Here is a 23,549-nt window from a genome sequence, read left to right as displayed (position 1 = left end):
CCCTGGAGGAAGCGTGAGCACCCCTCTGCTCGACGTCCGCGAACTCGTCGTCCGCTACGGGGCGGTGACCGCGGTGGACGGAGTGAGCTTCTCCCTGGCCCCCGGTGAGACCCTCGCCCTCAACGGCCCCTCCGGCTGCGGCAAGTCCTCCACCGCGCTGGCGGTGCTCCAGCTGCGCCGCCCGCACTCCGGCGAAGTCCATTTCGAGGGACGGGAGTTGACGGCCCTGTCGGAGCGCGAGCTCCGCCCCCTGCGCCCGCGTATGCAGCCCGTCTTCCAGGACCCTTACGGCTCCCTCAGCCCCCGCCACCGCATCCGCGACGCGGTGGCGGAACCGCTCCGCCTCCAGGGCGGCCGCCCCACCCCCGCCGAGGTGGCCGAACTCCTCGACCGGGTCGGTCTGGACCCCTCGTACGGCGACCGCCGGCCGCACGAGCTCTCCGGAGGCCAGTGCCAGCGCGTGGGTATCGCAAGGGCGTTGGCCTCCGACCCGCGTCTGCTGGTCCTCGACGAGCCGGTGTCGGCCCTGGACCCCTCCGTCCGGGCCGGGATCCTCAACCTCCTCGCCGATCTCCAGGACGAGCTGGGTCTGGCGTACCTGTTCATCTGCCACGACCGGGCCGTCGTACGGCATTTCGCGGACCGGGTGCTGGAGATGCGGGACGGGCGGATCAGCTCTTCGTGATCCCGGCGATCACCTGACTCAGCCCCTCGGTGAGCGCGTCGGCGTCCGGCGCGTTCTCGGGGTCGAAGACCCACTGCGCGATGAGACCCGTCATCAGGGCCGTGTAGAACCTGCCGACCGTGTCCAGGGTCTCGTCCGGGACGTCCTCCTCCCGCATGCCCATGAACAGCGCGACAAGGGCTCGTCCGGCCTCACGCTGTTGCTGCGCCAGATGGTCCCGCACCACCGGCAGTTGGTCGCCCATGGCCACGATCTCCACGCTGAGGCGCCACATCGAACCGGGCCCCCGCATGGTGCCGATGATGTTCGACCACACCTCCCGGAACCGCTCGATCGAGCCGGGCGCCGCCACGATCCCGGCGGCCTCGCCGTCGAAGGCTTCGGAGAGATCCCCGACCAGCGCCAGGTACGCCTCCGCGAGCAGCGCGTCCTTCGAGCCGTAGTGGTAGCCGATCGAGGCCAGATTGGTCCCCGACTCCTTGACGATGTCGCGCGCGGTCGTGCGCACGAAGCCCTTCTCCAGCAGGCAGCGCTTGGCGCCTTCGAGCAGATCCTCACGGTGTCCCATGCCCCCACCCTATCTAGACAAGCGACTTATACAAGCGTCATAGACAATCGTTTAGGACGCTCGTACAGTCACCGTCATGACGAACTCGACGAGCACCACCAACTCCCGCGCCGGACGCCGGGAATGGACCGCCCTCGGCGTCCTGATGCTTCCGCTGCTGCTGGTCTCGATGGACGTCTCCGTCCTCTACTTCGCGATCCCCTCCATCAGCGCGGACCTGGAGCCGTCCGGCACCCAGCAGCTGTGGATCTTCGACATCTACGCGTTCGTGCTCGCCGGCCTGCTGATGACGATGGGCTCGCTCGGCGACCGCATCGGCCACCGCCGCCTCCTGCTGATCGGCGCCACCGCCTTCGGCACCGCCTCGCTGATCGCGGCCTACGCGAACAGCGCCGAGACCCTGATCGCCGCCCGCGCGCTCCTCGGCATCGGCGGCGCGACCCTGATGCCGTCGACGATGGCCCTGCTCCGCACGATGTTCACCGACCCCGGACAGCGAGCGAAGGCGATCGGTACGTGGTCCGGCGTGATGACGGCCGGGATCGCGCTCGGCTCGGTGATGAGCGGGGTGCTGGTCGAGTACTTCTGGTGGGGTTCGGTCTTCCTGGTCAACCTGCCCGCGATGGCCCTGCTGCTGATCCTCGGCCCGGTCCTGCTGCCGGAGTCCCGCGACCGCGCCCCCGGCCGCTTCGACCGGCTGAGCGTCCCGCTGTCGATGGCCGCGGTGCTGCCCGTGGTCTACGGCCTGAAGGAGATCCCGTCGGAGGGCTGGAACGTTCGATACGTCGTCTCGATCACGGTCGGTCTGCTCTTCGCCGCCCTCTTCGTCCACCGCCAGCGCACCTCGGCCTCCCCGATGATCGACCCGGCACTGTTCCGCGGCCGCGGCTTCGCGCCGTCCGTCGCCCTGAACCTCGTCTCGGCGTTCGGGATCATGGGGTCGGCCTACTTCACCACGCAGTATCTGCAGTCGGTGCTCGACAAGAGCGCGCTGGAGGCGGCTCTGTGGGCGCTGCTGCCGTCGGTGCCGATCGGAGCGGCGGCGCCGGTCGCGACCGCGCTGGTGCAGAAGGGCGTCGACCGCGCCCACGTCGTCGCCGCGGGCTTCGCGATCTCCGCGTGCGGCTTCGCGCTGCTCTCCCTCGCCGGTACGGACTCGATGGGGCTGGTGCTGGTCTCGTGCGGTGTCCTCGCGGTCGGCGGTGTCACCGTGATGTCCCAGATCATGGACCTCGCGATGGGCACCGCCCCGGTGGAGCGGGCGGGTGCCGCGTCCTCGCTGATGGAGACGGGCGCGGAGTTCGGCGGGGCGCTCGGGATGGCGGTGCTCGGGTCGATCGGTACGGCGGTCTACCGGCACGAGATGCCGGGTGCGGCGCCGGACGTGGCCCGCGAGACGCTGGGCGGGGCGCTGGCCGTCGCGGATCAGATGCCGGGCCTCGCGACGGTGGCCAGGGAGGCGTTCACGAGCGGGATGCAGGGGGCGGCGATCGCAGGGGCGGTGATTCTCGCGGGGGCGGCGGCGCTGGCGGCGGTGACGCTGCGGGGCGTCGAGGTGCGGAAGGAGGCGTGCGAGCGGGAGAAGGCCGCCGTATGACCGAACGAACTCCCGCACGCAGAACGCCGGACGGGCTGACCGACCAGCCCGTCCGGCGTTTGAGGACGAGGCCCCTTCAGGGCCGAAGCGGGGGTCTGGGGGCGGCAGCCCCCAGGGACCGCACGTCAGACCAGGTTCACCGCGCGGGCGGACGTGGCGCCGATCTCCTCGGCAACCTCCGTCAGCACGTTCGCCGGAACCGTGTCGTCCACGGTCAGCACGGCCAGCGCCTCGCCGCCGGCGACCGCACGCGACACCTGCATGCCGGCGATGTTGATGCCGGCCTCGCCGAAGACGCGGCCGACGGTGCCGACGACGCCGGGACGGTCCTCGTACTTGAGGACGACCATGTGGTCGGCGAGGGCCAGGTCGACGTCGTAGTCGCCGACGGCCACGATCTTCTGCAGGTGCTTCGGACCGGCCAGCGTGCCGGAGACCGCGACCTCCTCGCCGCTGCCGAGCGTGCCGCGGACGGTGACGACGTTGCGGTGGTCGGCCGACTCCGAGCTGGTCGTCAGACGGACCTCGACACCGCGCTCCTGCGCGAACAGCGGGGCGTTGACGTAGGAGACCGTCTCGTCGACGACGTCCTCGAAGACACCCTTGAGGGCGGAGAGCTCCAGCACCTTGACGTCGTGCTGGGTGATCTCGCCGTACACCTCGACGTCGAGGCGGACCGCGACCTCGCCCGCGAGCGCGGTGAAGATGCGGCCGAGGCGCTCGGCGAGCGGGAGGCCCGGCTTGACGTCCTCGGCGATGACACCACCCTGGACGTTCACGGCGTCGGGGACGAGTTCACCGGCGAGCGCGAGGCGGACGGAGCGGGCGACGGCGATGCCGGCCTTCTCCTGGGCCTCGTCCGTCGAGGCACCGAGGTGCGGGGTGGAGACGACCTGGTCGAACTCGAACAGCGGGGAGTCCGTGCAGGGCTCCTTCGCGTACACGTCGAGGCCGGCACCGGCGACCCGGCCCTCCTTGAGCGCCGAGTACAGCGCCTCCTCGTCGACGATCCCGCCGCGCGCGGCGTTGACGATCCGCACGCTCGGCTTGACCTTGCGCAGCGCCTCGTCGCCGATCAGGCCGACCGTCTCGGGGGTCTTCGGGAGGTGGACGGTGATGAAGTCGGAGACCTCGAGGAGCTCGTCCAGCGACAGCACCTTGACGCCCATCTGCGCGGCGCGGGCGGGCTGGATGTAGGGGTCGTAGGCGACGACCTTCATCCCGAACGCGGACATGCGCTGTGCGACGAGCGCGCCGATGCGGCCGAGGCCGACGACACCGAGGGTCTTCTCGGCGAGCTCGACGCCCGTGTACTTGCTGCGCTTCCACTCGCCCTGCTTGAGCGCGGCGTTGGCCTGCGGGATGTGGCGCGCGGTGGCCAGCAGCAGACCGCATGCCAGCTCGGCGGCGGTCACGATGTTGGAGGTCGGGGCGTTGACGACCATCACGCCGGCCTTGGTGGCGGCGGAGACGTCCACGTTGTCCAGGCCGACGCCCGCTCGTGCGACGACCTTCAGCTTGTTCGCGGCGGCGATCGCCTCGGCGTCGACCTTGGTGGCGGAGCGGATCAGGATCGCGTCGACGTCGGCGATGGCCGGGAGCAGTTCGGCTCGGTCCGCTCCGTTGCAGTGCCGGATCTCGAAGTCCGGGCCAAGCGCGTCCACAGTCGCGGGCGACAGCTCTTCAGCGATGAGTACGACAGGTTTCGAGCTCACGTGAGTCCTCACAAGTCCAATGCATGCGGACGGCCGTCCCGACGGCCGCAGGCGGTGGAGGGTTGCTAGCCGCGTGGAAGACGCACGACACTGTGGGCCTGACGCGTATGTAGTACGGCAGTGTAGTGGCGCTTCACGGGTCCTCCTGCGCCTCTACGAAAGGATCACCCGTCCGTGATCTGACGGGTTGGACAAAGGGGCCGGAGCACACCGCTCCGGCCCCCTCGTCCGAGGCTCACGCCTCCTCGTTCACCCAGCTCATCAGCTTGCGCAGCTGCTTGCCGGTGGTCTCAAGGAGGTGCTCGGAGTCCTGCTGCTTGTACTCGTTGTACTTCTTCAGACCGCCGTGGTACTCGGCCATCCACTCACGCGCGAAGGTGCCGTCCTGGATCTCGGCGAGGACCTTCTTCATCTCGGCCTTGGTGGCGTCCGTGATGATCCGCGGGCCGGTGACGTAGTCGCCCCACTCGGCGGTCTCGGAGACGGACCAGCGCATCTTCTCCAGGCCGCCCTCGTACATGAGGTCGACGATGAGCTTCAGCTCGTGCAGGCACTCGAAGTACGCGATCTCCGGCTGGTAGCCCGCCTCGGTCAGCGTCTCGAAACCGGCCTTGACCAGCGCGGCGGTGCCACCGCAGAGGACGGCCTGCTCACCGAAGAGGTCGGTCTCGGTCTCCTCGGTGAAGGTCGTCTTGATGACGCCCGCGCGGGTGCCGCCGATGCCCTTGGCGTACGACAGGGCCAGCGGGAAGGCGCTGCCCGTGGCGTCCTGCTCGACGGCCGCGATACAGGGAACGCCGCGGCCCTCCTCGTACTGACGGCGGACGAGGTGGCCCGGGCCCTTCGGGGCGACCATGCAGACGTCGACGCCGGCCGGGGGCTTGATGAAGTCGAAGCGGATGTTCAGGCCGTGGCCGAAGAACAGCGCGTCGCCGTCGTTGAGGTTGTCCTTGATGGACTCCTCGTAGACCTGGGCCTGGATCGGGTCCGGCACCAGGATCATGATGACGTCGGCCTCGGCGGCGGCCTCGGCGGGCGTCACCACGCGCAGGCCCTGCTCCTCGGCCTTGGCCTTGGACTTCGAGCCCTCGTGCAGACCCACGCGGACGTCGACACCCGAGTCACGCAGCGACAGCGCGTGGGCGTGGCCCTGGCTGCCGTAACCGATGACCGCGACCTTGCGGCCCTGGATGATGGACAGGTCGGCGTCGGCGTCGTAGAACAGCTCGGCCACTTTGGGTTCTCTCCTTGAGTACAGGTGTTGCGTCCCACCGTATGACGGCGGGGTGAGGGGAAGTTTCGGGGTCTCGCTATACGGGCGGCCGACGGTCACGGCCGCCCGTTCAAAGCGTCACGCGGATCGGTCGAGGGCGCGCAGCGAGCGGTCCGTGATCGAACGGGCGCCGCGGCCGATGGCGATGGTGCCGGACTGGACGAGCTCCTTGATGCCGAACGGCTCCAGCATCTTGAGCATGGCCTCCAGCTTGTCGGCGCCGCCGGTGGCCTCGATGGTGACGGCGTCCGGGGAGACGTCGACGGTCTTGGCGCGGAAGAGCTGGACGATCTCGACGATCTGGGAGCGCGTCTCGTTGTCGGCGCGCACCTTCACCAGAACGAGTTCACGCTGAACGGCCGCACTCGGCTCCAGCTCCACGATCTTCAGCACCTCGACGAGTTTGTTGAGCTGCTTGGTGACCTGCTCCAGGGGCAGCGCGTCGACGCTCACCACGATCGTGATGCGGGAGATGTCGGCGTGCTCGGTGACACCCACGGCGAGCGAGTCGATGTTGAAGCCGCGGCGGGAGAAGAGGGCCGCGATCCGGGCGAGGATGCCCGGCTTGTTCTCCACCAGGACGGAGAGCGTGTGCTTGGACATGTCTTTTACGTCTCTCTCGCTCAGTCGTCTTCGCTGTCGCCGAAGTCGGGGCGGACGTCCCGGGCGGCCAGGATCTCGTCGTTGGAGGTGCCTGCGGCGACCATCGGCCACACCATCGCGTCCTCGTGGACGATGAAGTCGATGACGACCGGGCGGTCGTTGATGGAGTTCGCCTCTTCGATGACCTTGTCGAGGTCGGCGGGGTCCTCGCAGCGGATCGCGTAGCAGCCCATGGCCTCCGACAGCTTCACGAAGTCGGGGACCCGGGTGCCGCGGGCGTCGGGGTTGACGTCGTCCGGGCCGGAGTGCAGCACGGTGTTGGAGTACCGCTGGTTGTAGAAGAGGGTCTGCCACTGGCGGACCATCCCGAGGGCGCCGTTGTTGATGATGGCGACCTTGATCGGGATGTTGTTCAGGGCGCAGGTGGTGAGCTCCTGATTGGTCATCTGGAAGCAGCCGTCGCCGTCGATCGCCCAGACCGTCTGGTCCGGGGCGCCGGCCTTGGCGCCCATCGCGGCGGGGACCGCGTAGCCCATCGTCCCGGCGCCGCCGGAGTTCAGCCAGGTCGCGGGCTTGTCGTACTCGATGTAGTGCGCGGCCCACATCTGGTGCTGGCCGACGCCCGCGGCGAAGATCGTGCCCTCCGGGGCGAGTTGGCCGATGCGCTGGATGACCTGCTGGGGGGAGAGCTGGCCGTTCTCCGGGTGCTCGTAGCCCAGCGGGTAGGTCTCGCGCCAGCGGTTGAGGTCGTTCCACCAGGCGGTGTAGTCGCCCTTGTGGCCCTCGCTGTGCTCCTTCTGCACGGCCTGGACCAGGTCGGCGATGACCTCGCGGGCGTCACCGACGATCGGCACGTCCGCGGCGCGGTTCTTGCCGATCTCGGCCGGGTCGATGTCGGCGTGGACGATCTTGGCGTACGGGGCGAAGCTGTCCAGCTTGCCGGTGACGCGGTCGTCGAAGCGGGCTCCGAGGGCGACGATCAGGTCGGCCTTCTGCAGCGCGGTGACGGCGGTGACCGCACCGTGCATGCCCGGCATTCCCACGTGCAGCGGGTGGCTGTCGGGGAATGCGCCGAGCGCCATCAGGGTGGTGGTGACGGGCGCTCCGGTGAGCTCGGCGAGAACCTTGAGCTCGGTGGTGGCGTGTGCCTTGATGACACCGCCGCCGACGTAGAGGACGGGCCGCTTGGCGGCGGTGATGAGCCTCGCGGCCTCGCGGATCTGCTTGGCGTGCGGCTTGGTGACGGGCCGGTAGCCGGGCAGGTCCATGACGGGCGGCCAGGAGAAGGTGGTCTGCGCCTGGAGGATGTCCTTGGGGATGTCGACCAGGACCGGGCCGGGGCGCCCGGTGGAGGCGATGTGGAACGCCTGCGCGATGATCCGCGGGATGTCCTCGGCCTTGGTGACCAGGAAGCTGTGCTTGGTGATCGGCATGGTGATGCCGACGATGTCCGCCTCCTGGAAGGCGTCGGTGCCGATCGCCGCGGAGACCACCTGGCCGGTGATCGCCACGAGCGGCACCGAGTCCATGTTCGCGTCCGCGATCGGGGTGACCAGGTTGGTGGCGCCCGGTCCCGAGGTCGCCATGCAGACGCCGACCTTCCCGGTGGCCTGCGCATAGCCGGTGGCGGCGTGACCGGCGCCCTGCTCGTGGCGGACCAGGACGTGGCGCACCCGGGTGGAGTCCATCATCGGGTCGTACGCCGGCAGGATCGTGCCGCCGGGGATGCCGAACACCGTGTCGACCCCGACCTCCTCAAGCGAACGGATGAGCGACTTCGCGCCCGTGACGCTCTCGGGGGCGGACTGCTGTCCTCCGGATCGGGGCCGCGGCTGCGGATGGGCCCCGGTGGCCTGCTCGGTCATCGTCATTCTCTTCTCGATGCTGAGGGTTTTTGCGAGGTTTGTCGGTGTTACGCCTGGTGCCTGTGCAACAAAAAACCCCTCGTGCCGGGAGGCAAGCGAGGGGAGCGCGCCGGGTGTGGTCGCTGGGAGTTCCGGGTCCGTCCGGACATCACCAGCTCAGCCGACGCGCTTTCCAAGTACGAGAATTCGGGTGCGCATGGCACAGACCCTCCCCCCGGCGCACACCCAGTGTCAAGCGGGTGGGACGGGAGTCTCATTATGTGAGCGAAGGGCACTTCCGCCTCCGAGAACAGCCGGGACACCACTTGTGTACACCGGCGAGCCCCCGCCCGCGAATGCGGGCTCTGCCGGTCCATGTGGAACCGGATAATGGCCTGAACCGAGCGCCCGGCGCAGCCGGTACTCGTCCAGCGGACCGGAGAACGCCATCCCCTGCCCGTGCGTGCAGCCCATCGCCCGCAGCGCCACGACCTGCTCCGGCAGGTCGACCCCGTCGGCCACGGACTGCAGCCCGAGATCGCCGGCGATCCTGAGCAGCCCACTGGTGATCTTGTGCAGTCGAGCGGACTCCACCACTCCCTCCACCAGACTTCGGTCGAGTTTCAGTACGTCGACGGGGAGCCGCCGGAGCGCGGTGATGGCCGCGTACCCGCTCCCGAACCCGTCCAGGGCGATCCGGACACCGAGTCTGCGCAGGGCACCGAGGCGGCGCTCCAGCTCGTCCAGCGAGACCCGGGGGTCCGTTTCGGACAGCTCGATCACCAGGGCCCCGGAGGGCAGCCCGTGCCGGGTCAGGAGGGCCTCGATCGAGCCGAGCGGCAGCGAGCGGTCCAGCAGTCTCCTGGCACTCATCCGGACCGCCACCGGCACGGCGAGGCCGCTCGCGGCGCGCTCGGCGGCCTGCTCGACGGCCTCCTCCAGCATCCAGCGGCCCAGCTCGGCCGTCTTGTCGTTGTCCTCGGCCACCCGCAGGAACTCGGCCGGTGTGAAGAGCACCCCCTGCGAGGAACGCCAGCGCGCCTGAGCGGCGACCGAGGTGATCCGGCCGTCCTCCAGACAGACCACGGGCTGGTGCAGCAGCGCGAACTCGCCGTCGTGCAACGCGGCACGCAGGCGCGTGGCCAGCTCCGCCTTGCGGACGACGTCCTGCTGCATCTGCGGCGCGTACAGCTCGACGCGGCCCTTTCCGGCCGACTTGGCGCGGTACATCGCGAGGTCCGCGTTGCGCAGGATCTCCCCCGCACCGAGTCCCGGCTCCGAGAAGGCGACGCCGATGGACGCGGCGACGCGGACATCGTTGCCGTCGATGAGGTAGGGCTGCGAGAGGGTGATCCTGAGGCGGTCGGCGAGCTCCAGGATGTGGCGTTCGCGGGCGGCGCGGTCCCGGGTGCCGTCCCCGACGATGAGGGCCGCGAACTCGTCGCCGCCGAGCCGGGAGGCGGTGTCGCCGTGCCGGACCGCGTCCTGGAGTCTGCGGGCGGCCTGGACGAGCAGCTCGTCCCCGGCCTGGTGCCCGATCGTGTCGTTGACGGCCTTGAATCCGTCGAGGTCGATGAAGAGAACGGCCGTGCCACCAGCAGCAGCGCCGCGGTCGGAGGCACGGCGGCCGGAGAGCGCCTGCTGGACGCGCTTGGTGAACAGGGCGCGGTTGGGCAGGTCGGTGAGCGGGTCGTGTTCGGCGTTGTGCTGGAGCTGCGCCTGCAGGCGCACTCTTTCGGTCACGTCCCGGCTGTTGAAGATGAGGCCGCCGTGGTGGCGGTTGACGGTGGACTCGACGTTGAGCCAGCGGTCGTCGCCGGACCGGAAACGGCACTCGATACGGGTGGTGGGTTCCTCGAGAGGGCTGGCGGCGAGGAAGCGGCGCACCTCGTGCACCACGCAGCCCAGGTCCTCCGGGTGGATGAGATTGGCCAGTTCGGTCCCCACGAGGTCCTCCGCGGGGCAGCCGTAGACACCGGCGGCGGCCGGGGAGACGTAGCGGAGGATTCCGTTGGGCGCGGCGATCATGATGACGTCGCTGGAGCCCTGCACCAGGGAGCGGAAGTGGTTCTCCTTCTGCGCCAGTTCCTGGGTGAGGGTGATGTTGTCGAGCAGCATGATGCCCTGGCGCACCACGAGGGCGAGCACCACGGTGCCGCCGGTCAGGAGCACCACGCGGTCGACGCTGTGGCCGTTGAGGACGTTGTAGAGGATCCCCAAGGTGCAGACGGCAGCGGCGAGATAGGGCGTGAGCGCGGACAGGGAGCCGACGATGGGCCCCGCGGCCGGATACCGGCTGTGATCACCTCCCTGCGGGGGCACGTGGTGGTGGATGCCGCCGCGCTGTCCGGGCACGTGCTCGTGGACCACGCGCGTGTGCCCGGTCCCGTCCTGGCGCGACCCGTCCTGCCGTTCGGCACCCTGGCCGCTCCGGGGAGCGACCCAGGGGGCGTAGGCGAGCAGCAGGGAGCCGGCGAACCAGCCCGCGTCCAGCAACTGCCCCGAGCGGTAGTTGTTGTGCAGCAGCGGCGAGGTGAACAGGGCGTCGCACATCACGGTCAGGGCCAGGGCACCGATCGCGGTGTTGATCGCCGAGCGGTTCACCGAGGAACGCCGGAAGTGCAGTGCGAGCACCACGCTGACCAGAGCGATGTCGAGCAGCGGGTACGCCAGGTTCAGCGCGGCCTCCGCCACGTTGGGCCCGTCGGACCGCGCGGTCTGGGCGAGGGCGAGGCTCCACGAGATGGTCAGCAGGGAACCGCCGATCAGCCACGCGTCGAGGCCCAGACAGACCCAACCGGCCTTCGTGACGGGCCGCTTGGCGAGGACCAGGAGGCCCACGATGGCGGGCGGCGCGAAGCACAGGAAGAACCCGTCGGCGTAACTGGGGCTGGGCACCGGCCGTTGCAGCACTACCTCGTACCACCCCCAGACCAGGTTGCCCAGGGAGGCCATGGCCGAGGAGAGCGCGAACAGCAGCCAGGCCGGCCGAAAGCGGACACGGCGTCGACGGGCGTGGAGGAAGCAGGACACGGCGGCGATTCCGGCCGCCACACTCAGCCCGAAGTCGCCCATGATGAGCGCGACTTGCTGCGAGCCCCAGCCGAGCGCGGAACCGACGGCGTACCCCGCGCACACGAGGGCCAGCAGGAGTTGGTGGACCAGGCTCGACCCGCCGCCGGAGACCGGCGGTCGGGGCAGCAGTGCCCCCGGCGAAGGCTGTGCCCGCAGCGCTCCGTTGAGGGTGGTCGTGGGAGGCGGCGGTGAACTCACCGGGTCCTCCCGGTCCGCACCGCTCCAGGGTCCCGGGAGTCCGGGGTCGCTGGATGCGCATGCCTCCTGCGGCTGCTGTGCCTGCGGTGGTGATGGCCGTGACGACAGCCGTGGCTGCCGTGGTGACCGCGTCTGCGCGCGGCAGTGCGCCAGGGTCGCCGTCGGCGGCTTCGCCGCGTCGGATCGTTCGTCCATAGGCCGTGCATCGCCCGTCGCCCCCCTCACAGTCTGCAATGTCCATCCCCGGCGCCGAACGGTGCGCGGCGCAGCCCCTGTCGGGACGATACACCAGTCTCGTCACTCAGGGACATAGTTCCTCTACGCTCCGTGACGACCAGCGGCGATGCGAGCACGTACCGCGTCCGGAAGGTAGCGGAGGGTACCGGAAACGGATTACGCGCTTGTTGCTCCGCGGCTCTGAGCACTTGTGGGACCCGTCGTAAGGATCACGTTGCGCAAGGGCTCCCGGTTCACGAAACGTCCCAACTGGTCCACCAGCAAGCGCTTGGCGCGCGGCAGGAACGCGGAAGTGGGCCCGCCGACGTGCGGGCTGATGAGCACGCCGGGCGCCCGCCACAACGGGTGTCCCTCGGGCAGCGGTTCGGGGTCGACGACGTCCAGGGCGGCGGTGATACGGCCGCGCTCCAGTTCGGCGAGGAGCGCCTTGGTGTCGACGACGCCGCCGCGGGCGACGTTGACCAGCAGAGCGCCGTTCTTCATCCGGGCCAGGAACTCGGCGTTCACCAGGTGGCGGGTGGAGTCGTTCAGCGGGGTGGAGAGGATGACGACGTCCGCCTCGGGGAGCAGGGCGGGCAGTTCGGCGAGCGGATGCACCGGTCCGCGCTCCGTGGTGCGCGCGGAGCGCGCGACGCGCGCCACCCGCGCGACCTCGAACGGGACGAGCCGGTCCTCGATGGCGGCGCCGATGGAGCCGTAGCCGACGATCAGCACGTTCTTGTCGGCGAGCGCGGGGCGGAAGCCGCCCTGCCACTGTTCCTGTTGCTGAGCGCGCACGAAACCGGGGATGCCGCGCAGCGAGGCCAGCGTCAGGGTGAGGGCGAGTTCGGCGGTGCTGGCTTCGTGCACCCCGCGCGCGTTGCACAGCCGCACACCCGGAACGATGTCGTCCAGGCTCGCCAGGACGTCGTCGACGCCGGCGGTGAGCGTCTGGACGACCTGGAGACCGCGCATCTCCTTGAGCGGGCGGACCTTCACCGGCTGACGCTTCATGTAGGGCACGACGTACAGGACACAGTCGACCGGGTCGCCGGGGAACTCCTGTGTCCCGTCCTCACCTCCGTCGTAGAAGAGGTAGTCGGGGCCTTCCGGCAGCCCCGCGATCTCGTCCGGCGGAATGGGAAGCCACACGTCAGCAGCAGTCATGGGCATGAGGCTATGTCAGGCACGTGAGGACGCAGAGGTTAGGTTGTGGGGTGCCGGAAGAGGGAGGGTCACAAGCAGGTGGAGCGCAGGACGATCGGCGCGGGGGCACTCGCGATGGGGGCCGTCGGACTCGGCTGCATGCCGATGAGCTGGGCGTACAGCGGGTCGCGGCAGCGGGGCGAGGAGTCGCTCAGGGCCGTGCACCGGGCACTGGACCTGGGCTCGACGCTGCTGGACACGGCCGACATGTACGGCCCGTTCACCAATGAGCTGCTGGTGGGGCGGGTGTTGAAGGAGCGGCGCGGGGACGCCTTCGTGTCGACGAAGGTGGGGCTGCTGGTCGGCGAGCAGCACATCGTGGCCAACGGCCGCCCCGGTTATGTGAAGCGCGCCTGTGACGCGTCTCTGCGGCGCCTGCAGACGGACGTCATCGACCTCTACCAGCTGCACCGTGCGGACCCCGAGGTCCCGGTCGAGGAGACCTGGGGCGCGATGGCGGAGCTGGTCCAGGCGGGGAAGGTGCGGTCGCTGGGCCTGTGCGCGGTGGGCGCACGGGGCGGCCGCCGCTCGGGGGCCCGGCTCCACGACGCGACGATCCGGCAGCTGCAGCGCGTCCAGCAGGTCTTCCCGGTGAGCGCGGTGGAGGCCGAGCTCTCCATCTGGTCGCCGGAGGCGCTGGAGGCCCTGCTGCCGTGGTGCGAGGCCCGCGGTGTCGGCTTCCTGGCGGCGATGCCCCTGGGCAACGGCTTCCTCACCGGCACACTCACCCCCGGCGAGGGCTTCGAACCGGACGACGTCCGCGCCCGCCACCCCCGCTTCACGGCCGAGATGATGGCGGCCAACCAGCCGATAGTGGCAGGCCTGCGCCGCATCGCCGCCCGCCACGGCGACGGGACCACCCCCGCCCAGGTCGCCCTCGCCTGGGTCCTGTCCCGCGGCCGCCACGTGATCCCGGTACCGGGCACCAAACAGGAGCGCTGGGTGACGGAGAACACGGCGGCCTCCGAGCTACGCCTGTCCGCACAGGACCTGACGGAGGTGGCGGAGCTGCCGGGGGCACAGGGATCCTGGGACTGAGAGCGCGGGCGGGTATGCGGTACCGGAGGCCCGGGGGAACCTGGCGGGCGCGGGTTCGACGCCGTACGCGGCCCGGCAGCCCGACGCGCGGACCAGGCCCGAGGAGACCGGCCGGTCGAGTCGCCGGCGGCCTGCCCCGCATCGCGCGCCCAGAGGCCAGGAACCCCGGACGAAAAGCACCCCCGCGCATCGGGACTCGACGACCGGAAACCTGATCGGCCCGGTTCCCGCCATCCGCGGCCCGGCGCCCCCACCAGACCCGAGGAAGCCGGCACCCCACCGGCCCGAGGAAGCCAGACCGACGCGTCGCCGACGGCCTGCCCCCGCATCGCGACCCCGAGGCCAGGAACCCCGGACGAAAAGCACTCCTGCGCATCGGGTCTCGGAGATCGGGAACCTGTGAGGCGCGAGCGGTGTATGACAAGTAGAACCCGCCGCTTCGAAGGGACCGAGATCGAGCGACGGCGAGCTGTATCGGCCGTGCTGGCCGCGACCGCCCTCCTGCTGACGGCCGGATGCTCCTCGGACGACGGCGGCGGCGCGTCGTCCGACGGCGGTACGCCACCGAGCGGTGGTACGGCATCGGAGTCCTCCCCTACTCAGCAGGCCGCCGAGGAGACCCCGCCCGCCAAGGGGTCGGTGAAGGTGCTCCGGACCGTCGCCACCGGCCTGGACACCCCCTGGGGCGTGGCCCCGCTGCCCGACGGCGATCTGCTGGTCTCCTCCCGCGACGACGCGACGATCACCCGGGTCGACGGGGAGACCTGCAAGAAGACCGAGCTGGGCGAGGTGCCGGGCGTCTCCCCGGCCGGCGAGGGCGGGCTCATGGGCCTCGCGCTGTCCCCGGAGTACGCCTCTGACCACATGGTGTACGCCTACTTCACCTCGGCCTCGGACAACCGCATCGTCCGCATGCTGTACGAGGAGAAGAAGCCCGCCGGCGAGCAGCTGGGCGCCCCGGACACCGTCTTCAAGGGCATCCCCAAGGGCTTTGTCCACAACGGGGGCCGGATCGCCTTCGGCCCGGACGACATGCTGTACGCGGGCACGGGCGAGAGCGGCGACGAGGGCCTCTCCCAGGACAAGAAGTCCCTGGGCGGCAAGATCCTGCGGCTGACGCCGGAGGGCGACCCGGCCCCCGGCAACCCGTTCCCGGACTCCGCGGTGTACTCCTACGGCCACCGCAATGTGCAGGGCCTGGCCTGGGACTCCAAGCAGCGCCTGTTCGCCTCGGAGTTCGGCCAGGACACCTGGGACGAGCTGAACGCCATCGAGCCGGGCGGCAACTACGGCTGGCCCGAGGCCGAGGGCACGTCCGACGAGGGCGACTTCATTGACCCGACAGCCCAGTGGGCCACGGACGACGCCTCCCCCAGCGGTATCGCCTACGCCGAGGGCTCGATCTGGATGGCGGGTCTGAAGGGCCAGCGCCTGTGGCGCATACCTCTCAACGGCACGGAGGCATCGGCCGATCCGGAGGCGTTCCTGGAGGGCGACCACGGCCGGCTGCGCACGGTGGTGTCGGCGGGCGGCGACAAGCTGTGGCTGATCACCAGCAACACGGACGGGAGGGGAAACCCGAAGGACGGGGACGACCGGATCCTGGAGATACAGGTGAGCTGACCCGGCCGTCACTCCTGCGTGGACTCGTCCTCCTGCGGCTTCGGCGGTCGCACGACCACCTTCCCGGACGAAAGATCTATCGGACCGCGCCCGGGGTCGCCGTCGCCGACGTCCTCCCGGGTCAGTTCGAGCCGGTTCTGTTCGTCCTGGGTGTGCTTTCGGCCCGGGGAGAAGAGTTCCTCGAAGGCGTTGAACACGGGTCCTCCCTCAGCCGGGGTCCTTTACAGCGTAAGTCTCATCCCGCCGTTCGGCCCATGGCCCGTTCCGGAGGGAACAGCCCCAGCCGGTGGGCCACCGCCGCCGCCTCGCCCCGGCCCGAGACGCCGAGCTTGGCGAGGATGTTCGACACATGGACGCTGGCCGTCTTCGGGGAGATGAAGAGTTCCTCGGCGATCTGGCGGTTGGTGCGGCCGGCGGAGACCAGGCGCAGCACATCGCGCTCCCGTCCGGTGAGGCCGAGGACCTCTGCGGGGTCGCCGGGGTCCAGGCTCTGCTTCGGGGTGTGGGCCAGGGTGAGGCGGGCGCGCTGGGCGAGGCGGCTGACGGAGTCGGACAGCGGGCGGGCGCCGAGGTGGTCGGCGACGGCGTTGGCGAGGCGGAGCAGCTCCGTGGCGCGGTCGCGTTCGTCGTCGCCGCCGGTCGCAAGGAGGGACTCGGCGAGGCGGTGGCGGACGCGGGCAAGGTCGTAGGGGCGGTCCAGGCACTCGAAGGCGGCGGTCACCTCGGACCAGTCGTCGGGGTCGCTGTGGCCCTCGGCGCGCAGGAGCTCGGCGCGGACCCAGCGTTCATGGGCCTGCCAGACGGGGACATTGGTGACCAGGGTCTTGGCGGCCTTGCGGATGGTCTCCAGGGTCTCGGCGCGACCGGGGTCGGCGGCGGGCAGGCCGAGGGTGTCGGCCTCCATTTCGGCGGCGGTCAGGAGGAGGGGCCAGGCGTAGCGCTGGGTGTCGGGCGGGAAGCCTGCGCCGGCGATGCGTTCGAGTTCGGCGCGGGCGTCCAGGAGGCGGCCCTCACCCGCGGCGATGCCGATGCCTATGCGGGTGAGAGGCAGTTCGTTCTGGGGTGGCCGGTCATGGGCGCCGAAGTGGCCTCGGGACGCGGCCAGTTGGAGACCGGCCTCGGCCAGGTCGCCGCGGGCGAGGGCGAGTTCGGCGCGCAGGAGGGCGTGGAAGCCGCGGGGCTTGGCGCTCTGGCCGACATGCTGTGCCTTGCCGGCGGCTGCGGCGGACTCGTCCCAGCGGCCCAGGCTGTAGAGGGATTCGGCGAGATTGCCCCAGGCCCAGGCCTCGCTGTCCAGGAGGCCGACCTTCCGGGTGTAGGCGATGCCTTCCTCCAGGATGGGGACGGCCTCGGCAGAGCGGCCGACAGCTTCGAGGGCGTCCGGCAGATTCACATAGACCCGGGCCGCGACGGCGGAGAGGCCGTCCTCGACCGTCTGCCGCTTGACCTCATGCATCTCGGCGAGCCCTGCCGTCAGGTCGCCGGAGTGGACCAGGAGGCTGCCGTGGGTGAGCCGGGCGGACATCTCGGTCTCCCGGGCGCCGACCATGCGGGCGTACTCCACGGCACGTTCGGCGGCGGCGAAGGCGTCCGGGCCGGGGACGTGCACCAGGGACCAGTTGGCGATGTTGGAGAGGACCTCGGCATGCACCTCGGAGGGCGGCAGACCGCGCACCAGTTCCTGGGCGGTGGCCAGTTCCTCCCAGCCGTCGCCGCGGGCGAGGGCCTGGATCAGCCGGGAGCGCTGGACCCAGAACCAGGCGCTGCGCAGCGGGTCCCCTTCCTCCTCCAGGAGGTGCAGGGCGCGCTTGGTGATCTTCAGGGCGCGTTCGCGCTCGCCGCAGAGCCGGCCGGCGACCGCGGCCTCGGCCATCAGGTCGAGGTAGTGCAGAGGGGTGGTGGCGGGGTCGCAGCCGCAGGGCGGGTACACCTCGGTGTAGTCGACGGGGCGCAGGGTGGCACGAATGGATTCGGGGGCGGTGTCCCAGAGCTCCATCGCGCGTTCCAGGAGCCTGAGTTGTTCGGAGTAGGCGTGCCGGCGGCGGGCGGTGGCGGAGGCTTCGAGGACGGCGGGCAGGGCCTTGGCGGCGTCATGGGCGTGGTACCAGTAGCTGGCCAGGCGCATCACGCGGGCGCCGGCGGCCACGAGCGTGGGATCGGCCTCCAGGGCTTCGGCGTAGCGGCGGTTGAGGCGGGAGCGTTCGCCGGGCAGCAGGTCGTCGCTGACGGCCTCGCGGACCAGGGAGTGGCGGAAGCGGTAACCGTCGTCGTCGGGTGCGGCGCTGAGGATGCTGGCGTTCACGGCGGCACGCAGCGCCTCGATGAGGTCGTCCTCGGCGAGCTGGGCGACGGCGGCGATCAGCCGGTACTCGACGGTGGAGCCGCCCTCGGCGACGACCCGGGCGACCCGCTGGGCGCTCTCGGGCAGGCCTTCGACACGGACCAGGAGCAGGTCGCGGAGGGAGTCGGTGAGTCCGGTGCAACAGCCCTCGTGGGCGGCGACGGCGAGTTCTTCGACGAAGAAGGCGTTGCCGTCGGAGCGTTCGAAGATGTCGTCGACCGTGGCCGGTTCGGGTTCGGCGGCGAGGATGCCGGCGATCTGGCGGCCGACCTCGGTGCGGTTGAAGCGGCCGAGTTCCAGGCGGCGGACGGTGCGCAGCCGGTCGAGTTCGGCGAGCAGGGGGCGCAGCGGGTGGCGGCGGTGGATGTCGTCGGCGCGATAGGTGGCGAGGACGAGGAGGCGGCCGGTGCGCAGGGTGCGGAACAGATAGGACAGGAGGTGGCGGGTGGAGGCGTCGGCCCAGTGCAGGTCCTCCAGGGCGACGACGACGGTGCGGTCGGCGGCGGCGCGTTCCAGGAGGCGGGCGGTGAGTTCGAAGAGGCGGGCCATGCTCTGTTCGTCGTGCCGGCCCGAGGGTGCCTCGCCCAGTTCGGGCAGGAGCCGGGCCAGTTCCTCCTCCTGGCCCGCGGCCGCGGCGGCCATCTCGTCCCGCAGTTCCCGGCGCAGGGCGCGCAGGGCGGTGGAGAACGGGGCGAAGGGCAGCTCGTCGGCGCCGATCTCGACACAGCCGCCGAGCGCGACGACGGCGCCCTGCCGGCCGGCGGCGGTGGCGAACTCCTCTACGAGGCGCGTCTTTCCGACGCCTGCCTCACCACCGATGAGCAGCGCCTGGGGCTCACCGGCGGCGGCGCGGGCGAGCGCCTCGTTCAAGGTGTTCAGCTCATCGGTGCGACCGACGAACACGGGACTGACGGACCTGGTCTCCACGGGCCCGAGCATCGCACGCAGGTCCGACAGCGCGGCACCGGATTTCGCTCGCAGCGCGATCTTGGACGCCTCGCCCGTCACAGGGGTCGCGGTGTTCGGCTCAACGGGGTCCGACGCCGCCCCGGCGTGCGGGACGGCGTCGGATTTCTGTGACGCGGGTTTCTGTGACGCGGGTTTCTGTGCCTCGGGTTTCTGTGCCTCGGGTTTCTGTGCCTCGGTCTTCCGGAGGACGGCCGCTTCGCCATGCGATGTGCGGCCGTCCTCCCTCCCCCCGGCGCTCACGCCGCGCGCAGGAACCGGAGCCGGCGGTGGCGCCTGGTATGCGACTCGCTCTCCGCCTCCTTGCGGGCGGCCTCGAGTCGAGCGGCGCGGCGGCCGCGGAGGGCCTCACGGACCAGGCGCTCGTGGTCGGCCTGGCGGATGAGTTCGTCGGTGCGGACCTGGATGAGGGCGATCTCGTTCATGGTGTGTCCCTTGTGAGAACCGGTTTCGTGCTTCGCTTTCTGCGATGCCTCAACCTTCGTCTCCAAGGTGGGTCCGCCACATCGGGAGAGTTCCGCATCTTCGGCGGCCGGTGGGGCCTTAGACATGCCTAAGGGGCCTCAGGCGCTGCGTAAGGTGCTTACGGCAGCCCTAAGACCCCTCGGGACCTGCGGTGGTTCAGCTTGCGGAGGGCAGTCCGAGCAGGACGTCGGTGTACTTGAGCACGGCCAGGAGCAGGCCGATGACGCCGAGCGCGACACCGCCCCAGGCGACCGACTTGATCCACACGGCCTGCGGCTTGCCGGGCGCCCCGAAGGCGGGCCGGATCAGCACGAGGACGCCCACGATCAGCGCGACCAGCGCGAAGAGGCCGGCCCACAGCGCGGACGCCTGCCAGGCGTCGCCGTAGATCTCCTTGACCTGCTTGGCGACGCTCGCGGTCGACGCGGTCTCCAGCTGGCCCACGAGGTTCTCGCGGGCGGAGGCGACGGTGCCGATCCAGCCACCGGTCAGGGAGACCAGGCCGAGTGCTGCGGACACCACGGCCGCCGCGCCCTGGCCGACGCCGGTGGGACCCTCCTGCTCCTTCTCGGCGAGGCCCTCGGCCTCGCCGTCGTCCTCGGAGTCGTCGCCCTCGGCCCCGGAGCCGGCCTCGGTCACCTCGTCGGTGGCGTCGGCGTCGGTGGCGTCGGTCTTCGTGACGTCAGCCTTGGTGACGTCCACCTTCTCCTCGTCGGTCGTCGCCTCGGGGCCCGTCTCGGCCCCGGTCTCGTCAGCAGTCTTGGTTCCCATACCTCGCACCGTACGTACGTCGTCTGAGAGGTCTCTTAATGATCGTTGTGGGCGGCACGCGCGCGTGCCTCACGCCACTCGGGCGCCAGCACCGACCAAACCTCGAGATCGTGCCGCACCCCACGATAGAGGTGGGCCTGCCGGCGGACGCCGTCGCGGGTCAATCCCAGCCGCCGGGCGACGTTGAGGCTCGCGGTGTTGCCCGCGGCGGCGACCCATTCGACCCGGTGGATGCCGCGTTCCTCGACGCACCAGTCGATGAGGAGCCGCATCGCGCGGGTGATCAGCCCGCGCCCGGTGGCGGCGCGTTCCAGCCAGCAGCCGACCTCGGCGTTGCCCTGGGCGGCGTCGAAGTTGAGGGTGAGCACCCCGCCCACGAGCTTTCCGTCCAGCCAGATGCCGTGGTAACCGCCGGTGTCGTCGGCGCGCATCCGGGCGTAGCGCTGGAGCGTCTCCCGCGCGGACTCCACGTCGACGACCGCGGAGCCGAAGGGGATGAACTGCCCGATGAACTCCCGACCGCGCTCCAGGTTCGCGAGGAACTCCTCGGCGTGCCAGGGCTCCAGGGGCCGCAGTTCGGCGCCGTCACCCAGCGATGTCGCGTACATCCTCGTCCCGCTCCTTCTCGATGTCCTCGATGTCGTCGATGTCGTCGATGTCACCCACGACGGCGTCCACCCTTTCATGGGCGGCCCGGGATTCAGGAGGCTCGATGCTGATGCGGGGCATCCGGCGGTCCAGCCAGCCCGGCAGCCACCAGTTGGCGCCGCCGAGCAGATGCATCAGGGCGGGGACGAGAAGGGTCCGCAGGACGAAGGCGTCCAGAGCGACGGCGGCGGCGAGTGCGATGCCGAACATCGCGATCACCCGGTCACCGCTGAGGACGAAGGCGAGGAAGACCGAGATCATGATGACCGCGGCGGAGTTGATCACCCGGCTGGTCTCGGCGAGCCCGACGCGGACGGCCCGCCGGTTGTCGCCGGTCTCCAGCCACTCCTCGTACATCCGGCTGACCAGGAAGACCTGGTAGTCCATGGAGAGTCCGAAGAGCACGGACACCATGATCACGGGCAGGAAGGGCTCGATCGGTCCGGCCCGGCCGAGGCCGAGGAACTCGCTGCCCCACCCCCACTGGAAGATCGCGACCACGATCCCGAACGCGGCGGCCACCGCGGCGACGTTCATCGCGGCGGCCTTCAGCGGGATGCCGACGGACCGGAAGGCGAGCAGGAGCAGCAGGCAGCCCAGACCGATGACGACCCCGACGAACAGCGGCAGCTTGCCGACGATCACCTCGGCGAAGTCGTCGTACGACGCCGTCACCCCGCCGACCTGGATGTCGAGGGAGGTTCCGGTCTCCGCGCGGGGCAGCACCTCGGAGCGCAGCCGGTCGACGAGCTCGCTGGTCCGCTGGGACTGCGGGGCGGAGTCCGGGACGATCGTGAAGTACCCGGTGTCGCCGCCCGCGTTGTAGGTCACCGGCGTCGCCGAGGCGACGCCCTCGGTGGTGCGGATGGTGGCGTCGAGGTTGTCGAGGAGCAGCTTGTCCTCGGCGCCGTCGACGTGGGTGACCAGCGTCAGCGGACCGTTGACGCCGGCGCCGAAGCCGTCGGCCAGGAGGTCGTAGGCCTGGCGGGTGGTGGACGTCTCGGGGTTGTTGCCCTGGTCGGAGGTGCCGAGCCGCAGGCCCAGGGTGGGCAGGGCGAAGACGGTGATGACGACCAGCGCGATCGCGCCGAGCAGCTTGGGGTGGCGTTCCACGAACGCCGACCAGCGTGCGGCGAGCCCGGTGGGCAGTTCGGGCTGGGGCCCGTGCTCGTTCAGGTGCCGCCGTTCCCGTCGGCTCAGGGCACGCATGCCGATGAGGGAGAGCAGCGCGGGCAGCAGGGTGACGGAGGCGGCGACGGTGAGGACGACGGTCAGCGAGGCGGCTATCGCGACGCCGTTGAGGAAGCTCAGCCGCAGGATCAGCATCCCGAGCAGGGCGATGCAAACCGTGGCACCCGCGAAGACGACCGCGCGTCCGGTGGTCGCGACGGCGTTGGTGATCGACTCGCCGACGTCGAGGCCGCGTTTCAGCCCGCGCCGGTGTCTGGTCACGATGAACAGCGCGTAGTCGATGCCGACGCCCAGCCCGATCAGAATCCCGAGCATGGGTGCGAAGTCGGCGACCGTCATCGCGTGCCCGAGCAGCACGATCCCGGCGTAGGCCGTGCCGACGCTGACCAGTGCGGTGGCGATGGGCAGCAGCGAGGCGGCGAGGGAGCCGAAGGCGAGGAAGAGCACGACCGCGGCGACGAGCACCCCGACGGCCTCGGCGAGATGCCCGCCGGACGACTCGGTGAGCGCGATGGCACTGCCGCCCAGCTCCACCTCGAGCCCGTCGCGCCCGGCCGCCTCGGCGGTGCTGACGACGGCCTGCGCCTCGGCCTTGTCGATGTCCTCGGCGCGGTCGTCGAAGATGACGGTGGCGTAGGCGGTACGGCCGTCCCCGCTGATCTGCGCCGCGCCCTGGACGTCGTACGGGCTGGTGACGGCGGCCACTCCGGGCAGTTCGGCGATCTGGTCCAGCGTCTGCGTCATCGTCTGTTCGACGGTGGCGGCGCGGACGGTCCCGGAGGTGGTGTGCCAGACGACGGTGTCGGTGTCGCCGCCGAGCTCCGGGAAGCCTTCCCGCAGCAGCTGGGTGGCGCGGCCCGACTCGGTGCCGGGGACCTCGTAGTCGTTCGAGTACGCCGAGCCGGTGACGGCGGCGGCCGCGGTCACCCCGCCGAAGGCGAGGAGCCACAGCAGTACGGCGACGAGGCGGCGCTGGACACACCAGCGTGCGAGGGCTGCCACGAAACGTGCTCCCGGGTGGATTTATGGATCTTTGACCGGGAACAGTCGCCCATCATGTGAACGGCCCGCAAAGAACGCATGAGCAATGCAAGGACCACTCTTGCAGCCGGAAGTGATCGTTTACGCCATTCGTGGGTTTATTCACAGGAGTGGGAGGCAGATCACAGGACAGTAACGGCCGCTCTGTCACCCTCGGTCGACCTGGTCACCCAGAGCCATCACCATCACTCCGCCGATCAGCAGCCACAGCGCCCGCCGGGTCCGCCCGCGCGCCCCGAGGACCGCCGCGAGCGCACACACCACGGCGCCGAGGGCGTACGCGGCCGGCACCAGCGTGGGCGCCGTACCGCTCAGCCGGAGCGCCGACGCCGCCAGGCCCACCAGGGCCAGCAGTCCCCCGGTCCCGGACGCCGTCCAGCGGGCCCGCCGGGCGTCGAGGACCTGGTCGTCGTACTCCTCCTGTATGTCGGAGTCGGAATCCGGGTGCGCGTTCATGGCGGGCGAGCGTAGCGTGTCCGGCTGAG

The 23,549-nt window shown here is 70.6% G+C and carries 18 protein-coding genes; 4 read left to right on the top strand and 14 right to left on the bottom strand.

Annotated features, from left to right (window positions below):
- Positions 1–13: 13 nt before the first annotated feature.
- Positions 14–685: a dipeptide/oligopeptide/nickel ABC transporter ATP-binding protein gene (locus PH203_RS24695; protein ID WP_289922676.1), complete on the top strand. Its 672-nt coding sequence runs from the start codon at positions 14–16 to the stop codon at positions 683–685.
- Here the strand turns inward: PH203_RS24695 and PH203_RS24690 are convergent.
- On the bottom strand, positions 672–1,253 hold the full coding sequence (locus PH203_RS24690) for a TetR/AcrR family transcriptional regulator (RefSeq protein WP_289922675.1): 582 nt from the start codon (positions 1,251–1,253) through the stop codon (positions 672–674). The two genes, PH203_RS24695 and PH203_RS24690, sit on opposite strands and share 14 nt — an antisense overlap.
- Positions 1,254–1,329: 76 nt before the next feature.
- On the opposite strand from PH203_RS24690, the gene PH203_RS24685 reads away from it, so the two are divergent.
- Positions 1,330–2,850, top strand: a complete 1,521-nt coding sequence (locus PH203_RS24685) for an MFS transporter (RefSeq protein ID WP_289922674.1) — start codon at positions 1,330–1,332, stop codon at positions 2,848–2,850.
- Between the two features lie 125 nt (positions 2,851–2,975).
- On the opposite strand, the gene serA is transcribed toward PH203_RS24685, so the two are convergent.
- The 6 genes from serA to PH203_RS24655 form a co-directional block, all read right to left on the bottom strand.
- Positions 2,976–4,565 (bottom strand): phosphoglycerate dehydrogenase, encoded by a 1,590-nt coding sequence (gene serA / locus PH203_RS24680; protein WP_289922673.1) that lies wholly within the window; start codon positions 4,563–4,565, stop codon positions 2,976–2,978.
- A 235-nt stretch (positions 4,566–4,800) separates the two neighbouring features.
- On the bottom strand, positions 4,801–5,799 hold the full coding sequence (ilvC, locus tag PH203_RS24675; RefSeq protein WP_289922672.1) for a ketol-acid reductoisomerase: 999 nt from the start codon (positions 5,797–5,799) through the stop codon (positions 4,801–4,803).
- A 117-nt stretch (positions 5,800–5,916) separates the two neighbouring features.
- Entirely contained in the window at positions 5,917–6,441 is a 525-nt protein-coding gene (ilvN, locus tag PH203_RS24670; protein ID WP_289922671.1) for an acetolactate synthase small subunit, read from the bottom strand.
- Between the two features lie 20 nt (positions 6,442–6,461).
- Positions 6,462–8,306: an acetolactate synthase large subunit gene (locus PH203_RS24665; protein ID WP_289922670.1), complete on the bottom strand. Its 1,845-nt coding sequence runs from the start codon at positions 8,304–8,306 to the stop codon at positions 6,462–6,464.
- Positions 8,307–8,537: 231 nt separating this feature from the next.
- The gene (locus PH203_RS24660) at positions 8,538–11,558 is read right to left on the bottom strand and encodes an EAL domain-containing protein (protein WP_289922669.1); all 3,021 of its coding nucleotides are present in this window, start codon (positions 11,556–11,558) and stop codon (positions 8,538–8,540) included.
- A 393-nt stretch (positions 11,559–11,951) separates the two neighbouring features.
- Positions 11,952–12,941 carry a 2-hydroxyacid dehydrogenase gene (locus tag PH203_RS24655; RefSeq protein WP_289922668.1) on the bottom strand — a complete coding sequence of 330 codons (990 nt, stop codon included), beginning with the start codon at positions 12,939–12,941 and terminating at the stop codon, positions 11,952–11,954.
- Positions 12,942–13,019: 78 nt separating this feature from the next.
- Between PH203_RS24655 and PH203_RS24650 the strand changes: the two genes are divergently transcribed.
- Positions 13,020–14,018 carry an aldo/keto reductase gene (locus PH203_RS24650; RefSeq protein ID WP_289922667.1) on the top strand — a complete coding sequence of 333 codons (999 nt, stop codon included), beginning with the start codon at positions 13,020–13,022 and terminating at the stop codon, positions 14,016–14,018.
- A 417-nt stretch (positions 14,019–14,435) separates the two neighbouring features.
- Complete coding sequence (locus PH203_RS24645) at positions 14,436–15,641, top strand: PQQ-dependent sugar dehydrogenase (RefSeq protein ID WP_289922666.1); 1,206 nt, start codon at positions 14,436–14,438, stop codon at positions 15,639–15,641.
- 8 nt (positions 15,642–15,649) lie between these two features.
- Here the strand turns inward: PH203_RS24645 and PH203_RS24640 are convergent, their stop codons facing one another.
- From PH203_RS24640 to PH203_RS24610, 7 genes are all read right to left on the bottom strand, one after another.
- Positions 15,650–15,838, bottom strand: a complete 189-nt coding sequence (locus PH203_RS24640) for a DUF6191 domain-containing protein (protein WP_289922665.1) — start codon at positions 15,836–15,838, stop codon at positions 15,650–15,652.
- A 38-nt stretch (positions 15,839–15,876) separates the two neighbouring features.
- Entirely contained in the window at positions 15,877–18,921 is a 3,045-nt protein-coding gene (locus PH203_RS24635; protein ID WP_289922874.1) for a helix-turn-helix transcriptional regulator, read from the bottom strand.
- A gap of 266 nt (positions 18,922–19,187) precedes the next feature.
- A complete protein-coding gene (locus PH203_RS24630) occupies positions 19,188–19,373 on the bottom strand; it encodes a hypothetical protein (protein WP_289922664.1) in 186 nt (61 codons plus the stop codon).
- Between the two features lie 196 nt (positions 19,374–19,569).
- Positions 19,570–20,184, bottom strand: a complete 615-nt coding sequence (locus PH203_RS24625; RefSeq protein WP_289922663.1) for a hypothetical protein — start codon at positions 20,182–20,184, stop codon at positions 19,570–19,572.
- Between the two features lie 35 nt (positions 20,185–20,219).
- A complete protein-coding gene (locus PH203_RS24620) occupies positions 20,220–20,792 on the bottom strand; it encodes a GNAT family protein (protein WP_289922662.1) in 573 nt (190 codons plus the stop codon).
- On the bottom strand, positions 20,770–23,025 hold the full coding sequence (locus tag PH203_RS24615) for an MMPL family transporter (protein ID WP_289922661.1): 2,256 nt from the start codon (positions 23,023–23,025) through the stop codon (positions 20,770–20,772). Before PH203_RS24615 ends, PH203_RS24620 begins: the two co-directional genes overlap by 23 nt.
- 186 nt (positions 23,026–23,211) lie before the next feature.
- Positions 23,212–23,520: a hypothetical protein gene (locus PH203_RS24610; RefSeq protein WP_289922660.1), complete on the bottom strand. Its 309-nt coding sequence runs from the start codon at positions 23,518–23,520 to the stop codon at positions 23,212–23,214.
- Positions 23,521–23,549 lie beyond the last annotated feature (29 nt).

The sequence above is a fragment of the Streptomyces sp. S.PB5 genome (assembly GCF_030403745.1).
Classification (GTDB): domain Bacteria; phylum Actinomycetota; class Actinomycetes; order Streptomycetales; family Streptomycetaceae; genus Streptomyces.
This window is presented reverse-complemented; position numbering and strand designations above follow the sequence as displayed.